Source organism: Pseudoalteromonas sp. S1610, assembly GCF_005887465.1.
Lineage (GTDB): Bacteria > Pseudomonadota > Gammaproteobacteria > Enterobacterales > Alteromonadaceae > Pseudoalteromonas > Pseudoalteromonas undina.
Map to the genome: position 1 here is coordinate 1 of NZ_PNDI01000053.1, position 11,729 is coordinate 11,729.

At 39.5% G+C, this 11,729-nt stretch carries 11 protein-coding genes; 7 read left to right on the forward strand and 4 right to left on the reverse strand.

Annotated features, from left to right (window positions below; translation table 11 throughout):
* Positions 1 to 211: 211 nt before the first annotated feature.
* Positions 212 to 1,345 carry a tRNA epoxyqueuosine(34) reductase QueG gene (queG, locus tag CWB77_RS15525; protein ID WP_054202384.1) on the forward strand — a complete coding sequence of 378 codons (1,134 nt, stop codon included), beginning with the start codon at positions 212 to 214 and terminating at the stop codon, positions 1,343 to 1,345.
* 264 nt (positions 1,346 to 1,609) lie between these two features.
* On the opposite strand, the gene CWB77_RS15530 is transcribed toward queG, so the two are convergent.
* From CWB77_RS15530 to CWB77_RS15540, 3 genes are all read right to left on the reverse strand, one after another.
* A complete protein-coding gene (locus CWB77_RS15530) occupies positions 1,610 to 2,737 on the reverse strand; it encodes a response regulator (protein ID WP_010390732.1) in 1,128 nt (375 codons plus the stop codon).
* A gap of 45 nt (positions 2,738 to 2,782) precedes the next feature.
* Positions 2,783 to 4,777 (reverse strand): sensor histidine kinase, encoded by a 1,995-nt coding sequence (locus CWB77_RS15535; RefSeq protein ID WP_138623518.1) that lies wholly within the window; start codon positions 4,775 to 4,777, stop codon positions 2,783 to 2,785.
* Positions 4,778 to 4,888: 111 nt separating this feature from the next.
* A complete protein-coding gene (locus CWB77_RS15540) occupies positions 4,889 to 5,377 on the reverse strand; it encodes a GNAT family N-acetyltransferase (RefSeq protein WP_041709196.1) in 489 nt (162 codons plus the stop codon).
* Positions 5,378 to 5,465: 88 nt separating this feature from the next.
* On the opposite strand from CWB77_RS15540, the gene CWB77_RS15545 reads away from it, so the two are divergent.
* The 6 genes from CWB77_RS15545 (at position 5,466) to CWB77_RS15570 (ending at position 10,856) form a co-directional block, all read left to right on the forward strand.
* Positions 5,466 to 6,035, forward strand: a complete 570-nt coding sequence (locus CWB77_RS15545; protein WP_010390729.1) for a glutathione peroxidase — start codon at positions 5,466 to 5,468, stop codon at positions 6,033 to 6,035.
* Between the two features lie 75 nt (positions 6,036 to 6,110).
* Positions 6,111 to 6,392, forward strand: coding sequence for a peptidylprolyl isomerase (locus CWB77_RS15550; RefSeq protein WP_008114778.1), 282 nt, complete (start codon positions 6,111 to 6,113; stop codon positions 6,390 to 6,392).
* Positions 6,393 to 6,460: 68 nt separating this feature from the next.
* Positions 6,461 to 7,045: a glutathione S-transferase family protein gene (locus tag CWB77_RS15555; RefSeq protein ID WP_008114780.1), complete on the forward strand. Its 585-nt coding sequence runs from the start codon at positions 6,461 to 6,463 to the stop codon at positions 7,043 to 7,045.
* Positions 7,046 to 7,056: 11 nt separating this feature from the next.
* Complete coding sequence (locus CWB77_RS15560) at positions 7,057 to 7,407, forward strand: DUF2750 domain-containing protein (RefSeq protein ID WP_008114782.1); 351 nt, start codon at positions 7,057 to 7,059, stop codon at positions 7,405 to 7,407.
* Between the two features lie 88 nt (positions 7,408 to 7,495).
* Positions 7,496 to 8,176 carry a site-specific integrase gene (locus CWB77_RS15565; RefSeq protein WP_138623520.1) on the forward strand — a complete coding sequence of 227 codons (681 nt, stop codon included), beginning with the start codon at positions 7,496 to 7,498 and terminating at the stop codon, positions 8,174 to 8,176.
* A gap of 106 nt (positions 8,177 to 8,282) precedes the next feature.
* A complete protein-coding gene (locus tag CWB77_RS15570) occupies positions 8,283 to 10,856 on the forward strand; it encodes a M1 family metallopeptidase (protein ID WP_138623522.1) in 2,574 nt (857 codons plus the stop codon).
* Between the two features lie 249 nt (positions 10,857 to 11,105).
* Here the strand turns inward: CWB77_RS15570 and CWB77_RS15575 are convergent, their stop codons facing one another.
* Positions 11,106 to 11,471 (reverse strand): hypothetical protein, encoded by a 366-nt coding sequence (locus CWB77_RS15575; protein ID WP_008114788.1) that lies wholly within the window; start codon positions 11,469 to 11,471, stop codon positions 11,106 to 11,108.
* Positions 11,472 to 11,729 lie beyond the last annotated feature (258 nt).

Below are 11,729 nucleotides of genomic sequence, written 5' to 3' on the forward strand. Positions count from 1 at the left end.
ACACAGGCGCTGCCCGAAGGGTTCTGCCTAGGGGCAATTAACTCTTTGTTGCTCGGTTTTTACTTAGCCCACTAGGTTACAAACCTCGCGCCGCGATTAAATCGCCCCTAGTTTTAACAAATTTCAATCCGCAAAGGTCAACAGACCCTAGTTTTACCCAAGCCGCGATTATGCTAAATTACGCGGCTTATAATATAACTGTGTGAAGCATGTGAGCGACGTCAATCTAAATTATGAACAGCTAGCCCAGCAAATAAAGCTATGGGGTCAAGAACTTGGCTTTAGTGAAGTGGGTATTACTGACATTGATTTAACTAAACATGAAGCACAGCTGCAGCGATGGCTTGATGCGGGTTTTCATGGCTCAATGGATTATATGGCAGCGCATGGTATGAAGCGTGCTCGCCCTAATGAGCTAGTACCCGGAACACAGCGGGTTATTTCAGTTAAAATGAATTACCTCCCACCTGATTCAGGCTTTGCCAAAAACCTTAAAAATACCGAAAAAGCCTATATCAGCCGATATGCCCTTGGCCGTGACTATCATAAGTTGATGCGCAACCGAATCAAACAGTTAGGTAAAAAAATTGAACAACATGTGGGTGACTATAGCTTTAGGCCTTTTGTTGATTCAGCCCCTGTACTTGAACGTCAACTCGCTGAAAAAGCGGGATTAGGCTGGCGCGGAAAGCATTCTTTATTAATAAATAAAGAGGCGGGTTCTTGGTTCTTTTTAGGTGAGCTTTTTGTCGACTTACCTTTACCAATTGATAACGAAAACACTTTTGAGGGCTGCGGCAAATGCGTTGCCTGCATAACACTATGCCCCACTGGTGCTATTGTAGAACCTTATGTGGTTGATGCGCGTAAGTGCATTTCGTATTTAACTATAGAGCATCAAGGTGCTATTCCTGAGCAATACAGAACATTAATGGGAAATCGCATTTATGGCTGTGACGATTGCCAATTGGTATGCCCATGGAACCGCTACGGAAAAATTACTGATGAGGCTGACTTTCATCCTCGTACACAATTAAAAAACAAAGATTTACTCGAGTTATTTGCTTGGGATGAAACTACCTTTTTAAAAAATACCGAGGGCAGTCCAATCCGCCGCATCGGCCATGAACGTTGGCTACGAAATATAGCCGTTGGCTTAGGAAACGCAGATTTTAGCCCGGCAATTATTGCTGCACTCGAAGATAAGCGCCAAGCGGTAAGTGACTTGGTGGGTGAACATATAAATTGGGCACTCGCCCAGCAACACGATAAACAAAGACAAAAGTTGCGTAAAACGGCACGGTTAATTCGTATTGTTGAAAAAGGCTTACCCAGAGACGCATAAGCCTTTTACCTTTTTATGTAATCACTTTCTCTGTGAACTATTAGCTCTCTTTGCGCATAATTTACTAACATCTAATTTAACACAGAGAAGAGAATGAGGAGTAAATAAGAAGCTACTATTAAAGTACAGCTCTTAGTTAACCTGTTACTCATACCTTTCGTTTTTAACCTTTAAAAGACGCGACATAAAGTCGCTGCTACAAGTTAATTTGTCCAATCGTAGTAAGGAATTTACCCCGCGTCTCGCAGCCCGTAGCCCGCACCTTTAGCCTTTCAACAATAAAGCGAGATCTTGCTCTATCTCTGCGAACGCTTTTTTAACCTGATCAACAGATTCTTGGCGTGCCACCGAATTTTGAATCGTTTCGTCGACCTTTTTGTAAATAAACACTTCCTGGTCTTCATCGAGTCCCATGGTTGGGATCCGCTCTTCTAACTCCTCTTGAAGTTGTTTAAATACTTTTTCGTTATTTATCCGGCTGTCGTTAAGCAATCCAATTAAACTATGAAATTTACTGTGAACAGTACTCGCCACTTTGTTTAATCGCTCTTGCTGCGAAACCAACATTTTCTTAGTAGTAATAGCGCGCAATTGCTGTTCGGTTACACTTACAATAAAACAAATATGATCACGTATACGCCCATGCTTCTGCTCATCTTGTTCTGGCATATTCAAAATCAATAAACTGACAAACTCGTAATTAACCAAAATACGATGAGAAAACTCATGTAACCTACCTTTGTTTTTAAGCATTTCAAATAACTCAATCACAATCGGCGAACACACACCGTTTAAAGCAAAGTGCGATTTGGTGTCGTTACATCTAAATTCAATATTACTTTGTAGACCAAATGTCTGTAAGCACTCCACTAATGCCTTACCTAACTCCTCTACATCGTTGATAAAACCGATATTTTCAATATAGTTAACTATCTGACCCATTTCACTGCTATTTGCCATAGCATTAAAAGCGGTTGAGGTTGCTTCTTTTACTTGCTTTTCAAGCTGTTGTTTTTCTATTAATACTTGATTTAACTTATTCAGCTTTTGCTTAAGCTCATCGTGCCCAAACGGTTTTACAATATAGTCTTCAGCACCTACTGAATAACCTTCCATACGTTCCTCAACGGTCCCCCTTGCCGATACAAACATCACTATAATATCTTGTGTTTTAGGGTTGGCTTTGAGCTCTTTACATACTTCGTAACCATTCATTTTTGGCATGCTTACATCAAGTAAGATAACCTGCGGCATATACTCTTCAACCATGCTCAAGCATTCCGGGCCACTCGAAGCCAGCTTAAGTTCAAAATCTAATTCCTCTAGGATTTCTTCTATTATTTCGAGGTTAAATGGTTCATCGTCGACTGCAAGAATTTTAGTTAAAGCCATAATTTTTCGTCCATATAAATCGTGTTCATTAAAACAATTCGGTTATTAGCTACTATTTTTCACTAATTGCTCATCGGCTAAATATTCATCGAGGTTTATTTCCAAAGGAACCTGAATGCTAATGGTTGCCCCACCAAGTTCGTTATTACAGGCTTTTATAGTTCCTTGATGTAAAGAAACAAATTCACGGCACAGCGTAAGTCCTAATCCTGTCCCCCCTGCGCCACTATTTGTTTTGCTACTTTGCACAAATTTTTGAAAAACAGTTTCAAGCTCGTCTTCTGGTATGCCTATTCCGCTATCTATTACTTCAATATTTGCACACCCACTGTCTGTTTCCAATGCAACTTCGATAGTGCTATGTTCTTCGCTAAATTTTAATGCATTACTCAATACGTTTCTAAGTACCTGATTAATTTGCTCTTCATCGCATTGCGCTACAACTGGTGGGTTATCTGATTTAAATGCAATCTTAATATCTTTTTCTATGGCAATTCCGGACACATCATCAATACTTGTTTTAACAATAGTCGTTAAATCGCATGCTCGCGGGTTAAATGGGAATTTACCTACATCTAATTTCGACAAATCGAGTAAATTGTTAAGTAAAGAAAGCAGCCTTTGTCCACTTGATTCAATTCGGGTTAAGTATTTTAAAAGTTTATCTTTACTAAAATCATCATCTTGAAGCTTACCGATACCAAAGCGTGAAAAACTTAGTATAGAATGCATAGGGGTTCTTAGCTCATGTGACATATTCGCCAAAAACTCTGATTTGCTTAAATTAGCTGCTTCAGCAATGTTTTTCGCATGCTCAAGTTGCGAAGTCCGCGCTCTAACCTGCTCTTCTAGAAGGTCTTTGGCCTCAAGTAATAAATCTTCTTTTTGTTTTAAATGGGTTACGTTTTTAAAAATAACCGCTAATGCTATCTCACCATGATGATCAATTTCATTAAATGAGCCGACAAGTGGAATTTTACTGCCATCTTTATTGACTAGGTGTAAGTCGCAACTAAATTGCCGATTACTGTTTAAAGTCGATATTTTATCTTTTATTGCCTTTACTGAATCGTCATCTAAAAAGTGAAATAACGAGTGAGCAATGAGCTTTTTAAACGGTAAATTAAACAGCTTTAAGCACGCGTCGTTAGCCTCTACTATTTTGCCTTTACGTTCAAAAAGTAAGATTGGGTCGGGAGTATTTTTAAAAATTACTTGCAGCAAACTGTCTTTTTCAATAAGTACATCGACTGTATCTTGTAGCCTTTCAACTAGCTCTGCGTTATGACGTTTTAGCAATTCGGTTTGCCACAACTTATGTACTGCTTGTAATAAAACGTTGTCATCGAGTGGCTTAATTAAAACGTCTTCAACACCTTGGCGAATTGCTTCAATCATAGAAACCTGAGCAGGACGCGAGGTTAATAATAAGCAGCGGCTATGCGGCTGTATCTGCTTAAGGCTGGTAAATATATCTAAGCCAAGCCCTTCTTTTAAACTAAAATCACTAATTAAAATATCAATCATTCTGAGTTTAGCAATATTAAGTGCCTCATCATGATTCGTAGCTGTGTATACCTCTATATGTGCACCCACTAAACTACTTTTTAGCATTTCTAAACGCTCACTAACATGATCAACTAACAAAATTGTAGGCAGTTTAAAAATATGATCAGGTCCTATTTCTAATAGATCTTCAATAAATGAAGTGATTTCTTTATTAGAAAAAAATGGATAAATAATAGTGGCATCTGGAACAAGCTCGTTTAATTTACCAAATGCATCAAGCAATTCACCACTTTCAGCCTTGGGAGCCAAAAGTAAAAATGATTGTCGGGTCGCTTGTTTTACCAACGAAGCAACTAGATTTGTTGGTGTCCCTTGTGAAAAGGCAAGCATATCGTACGCATCTATGTTGCTGCTTTGATCAAACATAGAATAATGAACTAATTCAACTTCACAACCAATTAGCTCAAGCAGTACTTTTAAGCGCATAGCAATCATGCTACTGCTATCAATAATTAGTATTTTTTGCGCCATTTATGTACACTTTTAAGAATTAATTAAACACCTTTTCAGCATAGTATAGAATTTTTGGTTTGGCATAATCGTCTACATAAATGTAATTTTTGCTTGCCTATGGTTATGGGATTACATTAAATGCTTACCAAAAATAGTCAGGCTGTACAGCTGGTTATCCATCCTTGCAACATTGGGCAACTCTCCCCATACTGCAAAATCAAAATGCTTAAATAATTTAATGCTTGGTTCGTTATGGCTAAAAATAAACCCGAGTAACACTTCAATATCGAGCTTTTGTGCTTGTTGTTGTGCAAATTGCATCAACTTTTTACCCAACCCTTTTCCTTGGGCTGCTGATGTAATGTAGATGCTTAGTTCAACGGTGCCATCGTAAGCTGGGCGCCCATAAAACGATTTATAACTTACCCACGCTAGTACTTGGTCATTTTCGCAGTAAACAAAAATAGGTCTTTGAGCTGTATGGCTATCAAACCAAGGTTGTTTGTCAGCAACGGTTACTTCTTCGGTATCGGCGGTCACCATTCGACTAGGGATAGTTTCATTGTAAATGGCAACAATAGCAGTTAAATCATCAGGTTTTGCTAAACGTATAGTCATAGAAAATAAGTAAAATTGATCAATTTTGTCTATAGTAGCGTATGATAAGTTACATAAACACCCATCGAATCGCATTCAAGGTAACCGCATGATAAGAAAATTAATATTCGGATTAACACTGGCTCTCGGCTGTGTATCTGTAACCACCAATGCAGCAGACACTAATAGCCCTTCAGCAAAGACAGATACCTGCGATGACTTCACAAATGTGTCACTGAGAAAGCTTCGTTCAACCGAAACGCTTAATCTATGTGAATTTAAAAATAAGCCACTGTTGATTGTTAACACTGCCAGCAATTGCGGCTTTACTTCTCAGTTTGAAGGGCTAGAAACGCTATACAAAAAATATAAAGAGCAAGGCTTAGTGGTGCTCGGTTTTCCATCTGACGATTTTTTTCAAGAAGAAAATGACGAAAAAGATACGGCTAAAGTCTGTTATGTTAATTACGGCGTTACTTTCCCTATGTTAGCCACCAGCGCAGTGCGTGGCAGCGATGCCAACCCTATTTTCAAGCACTTAAATGCAAAAACTAGTTCACCTAACTGGAATTTTTATAAATACGTGGTTTCGGCAGATCGTCAATCAGTGACTCGCTTTAATAGCCGCGTCAAACCCGATTCAGCAAAATTAGAAAGCGCCATCAAAAGTGCATTTTAATTTTGTGTTTTCAGTTTAACCTTACTAAGATGTTGCTTAGTAGATAAAAAACTAAACTTATAAATAGGAGATTTTATGGCAGTAGCAAGTGCAAGGCACATACTCGTAGACAGTGAAGCACAATGTTTAGACCTTAAAGATAAAATTGAGCAAGGTGAAGACTTTGCTGAGCTAGCTAAATTGCACTCTAATTGCCCTTCAGGTCAAGATGGTGGCGCATTAGGTGAGTTCGGACCTGGTATGATGGTTCCTGAGTTTGATAAGGTGGTTTTTTCAGCGCCACTTAACCAAGTACAAGGTCCTGTTCAAACACAGTTTGGTTACCATTTATTAGAAGTAACCAGCCGCTCAGAGTAAGCAAATCGATTTATTAATAAAGCCGCATTAGCGGCTTTTTATTTATGTGGAGTTGGCAAAGCCCCAATATGCAATTACTTGGCTCTATTTCTTCCCCTTATGTTCGCCGTGTCAGAATTTGGGCACAACAAAATAACTGTGAGCTTGAGTTTATAAATCTCGACATTTTCTCAAGCGATGACCGCTCTTTAATGATGTCGCACAACCCGGCAGCTAAAATCCCTATCTTAATTGATGGCTCGCTTAACTTAAGCGACTCAAACAATATACTGCGTTACTTACTTGAAAAAACACAGCAGAACCCGCTAACTTGGCCGCAAGAGCATTTTTTAACTAGCATCAACGCCTGTAACGATTCATTGGTTGAGTTATTGATATGTCAGCGTTCTGGGTTTGACACGCAAGCTGATAAACTATTTTTTAATCTGCAAAATGAGCGAATTGCGCAAACTTTAGACTATTTAAATGATCATTTAAACGATGATGAATTTAAAAGCTGTGAATGCCTCAACATCAGTTTATACTGCTTGCTAGATTGGATCTGCTTTCGTGAACTCACTGATTTTAGCGCGCAGCCGCAGTTAGTTAAGTTTTATGAAGCGTTTAGTCAGCGTCAAGCGGCTAAAAATACCAACCCTCGACTCAAATTTTAAAAGGTGAACACATGAGCGATATCGAAATTGAATCACAACTAGTTAGCTTTGTAGAAAAAGTACGTGTTAGTGAGCAGATCTGGGCACTGGGTGCACAAGATGGTGGCTTTGTTGTATGTGAATCAAATCAGTTTGACGACACCGATGTACTTTTACTGTGGGAATCAGAAGACGCAGCAAAAGAGCAGTGTAAAGAAGAGTGGAAAGACTACAGTCCGGTAGAAATCAATCTAGATGAATTTTTAGATGATTGGGTTGAAGACCTTAAATCGGATGATGCTCTGGTTGGTTTAAATTGGAATGACGATCAAGTGTGCGTAGAAATTGAACCAGTTGGTTTAGCTCGCGCTTTAAGTGAATAAGTTTTAACTGTTTATTTGCTGGCACTACCCCAATTAACAACAACGATTAGTTGGGGTATAAAATAATAAAAACTGTCAAGGTACTGCGTTGAAAACCCATCTTGGTCGTCGTCCATTCTCAGCTATGGAGCTGCATACGCTCTATACCGGATATATTTATAGTGATACTCGGCTTGCCCGCGAACAAGCTAAGCACTGGCACTTTTGGCTGCCTTTAATTGCGTACTACAGTGGCGCTTACAGTGATGAAATTGGCTATTTAACCCTAGATGACTTGGTGGTTAAAAATAGCATTCTCTGCTTTAGCTTTCATACTCATGGTAAAATTAAACCCCGTTTAATTCCTGTACATAACGCCCTTATTAAGGCCGGACTTAATGATTATTTAGCCTACGCAAAAGCGCAAAAACACACACGTTTACTGTTTGACCTCCCAGCAAAAACAGGACGCTACAGTGAAAAAGTACGCATTTGGTTTTCAGGCGAGGGCGAACGTGCGGGGTATTTGCAAAAATGTGCAATTCCTTCCGTGGATCAACTCGGAATGAAAACCGCGATTAGTAGTTTGCGGCTTAATTTTGAACAGCAAATTCGTATTTATGCCCTGCAAGCAGGCTCTAAAGACTGCTTCAATTACTTAATGGGCTTTAATGATTACCCCCATGATAACTTTAACGATATAGCCTTGTTAAATAAGGTGCTGCAACAGCTCCGGGTTATTAATTCCCACATTCATTGGCAGCGGTTTTTAGCACGAGATAGCCACTGACAAACTTTGTTACTCTTTTCCTTATTGTTGTTCGCTTACTCTAGCAAAAAAAGCTGTTAGGATGGAGTGTACTCACTCTTCTAACAACAAAAATCTAGGGATAACTATGTTTTTTAAAAGCCTCTTAACCGTGAGCGTTGCGCTTGCGATAAATGCTGCTAACGCTAATGAGTTCGTCATTGAAAAGCTCGCAAAGCCAAGTTCACAAAAAGTCGCTTTAACGCTCGACCCAAGTCAGGATACTTTTACAGGAATGACTGAAATCAGTTTGGAGGTGCTTAAACCAACACGCTACATTGAACTTAATGGTGTTGATTACGCAACCAAAATGGTTCAACTATTGGGTGAGCAAAACTGCGACTTAAACAGCGAAATGCTTAAAACCGGTAAAGTTAAATTTAGCTGCGAAGAGCAAATTCAGCCGGGTAAATACACTTTAAAAATTGATTTCTCAGCGCCATATAATCGCCAAAGTGTGGGGCTATATAAAACCCTAGATCAAGGCGTTCCTTATCTTTTCACCCAATTTGAAATGAGCGATGCCCGTCGAGCGTTTCCTGTATTTGACGAACCAAGCTATAAAATTCCATTTCAGTTAACTATTACCGCCCCCACTTCACAAAAAGTGTATTCAAATACACCTGAGTTAAAAACGACAGTGAATGGCGATATGACTACCCATTACTTTGATAAAACGCCACCAATTCCATCATACTTAGTAGCTATGGCTGTAGGCCCGTTTGAAGAGCTAGAGATTAAGGGTATGCCAATTCCTGGCCGTGTAATTACTCCACAGGGTAAAATTCATTTAGCACAGTATGCAAAAGAGAATATGCCTAAAGTACTGGGTGCACTTGAAGAGTACTTTGGTATTCCTTACGTATATAAAAAGTTAGATTCAGTGGCTGTTCCAGAGTTTCCGTTTGGGGCAATGGAAAACTCAGGTTTAGTGACTTACCGCGAAGATATTCTTCTGGTTGATTTAGAAGCTGCAACGCGTAGTAAAAAGCAACGTAATGTCTCTATTATTGCCCATGAATTAGCTCACCAATGGTACGGTAACTTAGTGACTATGAAGTGGTGGAACGACTTATGGTTAAACGAAGCGTTTGCTAGCTGGATGGCAGCAAAAATTACTAAGCAACTTAACCCTGAGTTTGAATCACACCTAGATTTACCACAAAACAATGTAATGGCGTTAGATGCTCGCTTAAGCACTAAGCCAATTCGTAAACCAATTAAAACTGAAGCCGATATTATGGACGGTTTAGGCCTTGCATACAGCAAAGGCAGCTCAGTACTGGCGATGGTTGAAAATTGGATTGGTGAAGATGCATTTCAAGCTGGTATTCAAAATTACTTAAAAGAGTTCTCATATAAAAATGCCGAAGCCGCCGATTTATGGGAAGCACTCGGTAAGGCTTCAAATAAAGATGTGGCGAGTGTTTTAAAATCATTTATTGAACAATCGTCATTTCCTTTAATCAAGGTTGATCAGCAAGGTAAAACTATCACTATTTCGCAAAGCCGTTTTGCTAATGACGGTGTTAATGCTCCAGCCCAACTTTGGAATGTACCCGTTGCCATTAAGTACGGTAAAGGCGATAAAGTAAAAACTGCCAGTGTATTACTTAATAAACAAAACCAAACGCTAGAGTTAGATTTTGAGCCAGAGTGGATATATCCAGACCAAGGTGCGCTAGGTTACTACCGCTGGGTCATGGACGATGCGCAATTTAACGCACTAATTGATAATGCAGCAAGCGTATTAAACGACCGCGAGCGCCTTGCATTGTTATCAGCTACTGACGCCTTACTTGACGCAGGTGTAATTTCTGCGGCTAAGCTGATGCAAACGCTTGAAGTATTTGCCAGTGATAGTCATCCACGCGTAGCTAACACTGCTTTAGGTTATTTAGCATCTCAGCAACGTACCTTTAAAGACGATAGCAACAAAGATTTATGGCCTACATTTATTCAAAATGCAGTCATGCCTGCCGCTAAAAAATATGGCCTAGAAGCAAAAATGGGGGAAGATGGCGCTGTTGCTCAACTGCGAGCTGCGGTAGTGTCGCGTTTAGGTTTTGATGGTGAAGATAAAAATGTGATCAATAAAGCTAAGCAGCAAACAGCTGTTTACTTAAAAGATCCACAAAATGTAGACCCTTATTTAGCGGGTACTTACTTACGTCTTGCGGCTTTTCATGGTGATAAAGCGCTGCTTGATCAGTTTATGGCAACCTTTAAAACCACTAAAGATCCACAAGTTCGTACCAATATGTTGGCAGCAATGGGTTATTTTGGTAAACCTGAACTCCAAAAAGCAGTGCTTGCATATAGCTTAACCGATGAAGTAACCGCTTCTGATATGCGTACTATTTTATCGGGGCAAAGTTACACCGATGAACGTCAAGCACTCTTTATTGATTGGATATATAGCAACTACGATAAAGTAACAGCAAGTTTGCCACCATTTTTTGTACCTAACTTACCTTACTTTACTACTGCTAGCTGTGATGCTGAAAGTTTAGCGACAACGCAAACGTTCTTTGACGCTAAACTTGATGACGTACCTGGCTATGCGCGCACATTAAGTAAGCTTGCAGAAAGTACTAATGACTGTATTGCACTTAAAAACCGTGAACTCAAATCAGTAAATAGCTTTTTGAATAGTAAATAAGTTAAAGTTCAAAGGATGGCGGGCTGCGGGCGACGGGTAACGGGCCGAAAACCTCAAACTCGGGCTAATGGCTGATGTTTTCTCATTGTCTTCTCTTTGTGTATAAAATCTTAAAAAGTTTATTCACAAAGAGATTAAGAGGCGCAGCCCTTTTAGAGCTAGTGATTAAAGACAAAGATTAAGGGTTATAAAGGTTAAAGGTTGAAGATTTTATCTTGCACCTTTTGCCTTTAGCCCTGCACCATTCTATTAACCACCAATAATCATCGTTAGCTTAGCTATAAACTCTTTTGCCGCTTGTTCAGAGTTAATTTTAAAAGCGACACCATAATGAATAGGCTGTGCGCTTTTATAAATACGAGTGGGAAAACGGGTCATTTCACTGCTATGAAAATAGCCTTGAGTACGCACAACCCCATCAATATCAGTAAAGTCATCACTAAACACTTCAAATGCAGGACGGATCACAATTTTACCTTTCCCCGTTTCGGCATGGGTGTAAAACGCTTCTTTAGAGTTTGCTAGCATATACTCAGCAATGTTTTTTATTTTGAAATTACTTCTACACTCTAGTTTTATCAGCTGCTCTGTTAACTCGTCTGCGCTAAATGCCACGTGACTTTCCTTTTTATTTAATAGTTAGGGTCTGTTGACCTTTCAAGGTTAAATTTGCATCAGTCTGTTTGGTATTTAGTCAAGGCAGAGCCTATGTGGTGTGGTTATTCCCCATAAATAGGCGATAACGCAGCATCAATGCCAAACAGGCACTGCCCTTCGGGTTCTGCCTAGGGGCGATTTACTCTTTGTTGCTCGGTTTTTACTTAGCCCACTAGGTTACAAACCTCGCGCCGCGATTAAACCGCCCCTAATTTG

Coding starts and splice junctions, on each gene's coding strand:
- CWB77_RS15540 (WP_041709196.1), bottom strand. CDS start 5,377: ATGACTATACGTTTAGCAAAACCTGATGATTTAACTGCTATTGTTGCC.
- CWB77_RS15560 (WP_008114782.1), top strand. CDS start 7,057: ATGAGCGATATCGAAATTGAATCACAACTAGTTAGCTTTGTAGAAAAA.
- CWB77_RS15550 (WP_008114778.1), top strand. CDS start 6,111: ATGGCAGTAGCAAGTGCAAGGCACATACTCGTAGACAGTGAAGCACAA.
- CWB77_RS15555 (WP_008114780.1), top strand. CDS start 6,461: ATGCAATTACTTGGCTCTATTTCTTCCCCTTATGTTCGCCGTGTCAGA.
- CWB77_RS15570 (WP_138623522.1), top strand. CDS start 8,283: ATGTTTTTTAAAAGCCTCTTAACCGTGAGCGTTGCGCTTGCGATAAAT.
- CWB77_RS15535 (WP_138623518.1), bottom strand. CDS start 4,777: ATGGCGCAAAAAATACTAATTATTGATAGCAGTAGCATGATTGCTATG.
- CWB77_RS15545 (WP_010390729.1), top strand. CDS start 5,466: ATGATAAGAAAATTAATATTCGGATTAACACTGGCTCTCGGCTGTGTA.
- CWB77_RS15530 (WP_010390732.1), bottom strand. CDS start 2,737: ATGGCTTTAACTAAAATTCTTGCAGTCGACGATGAACCATTTAACCTC.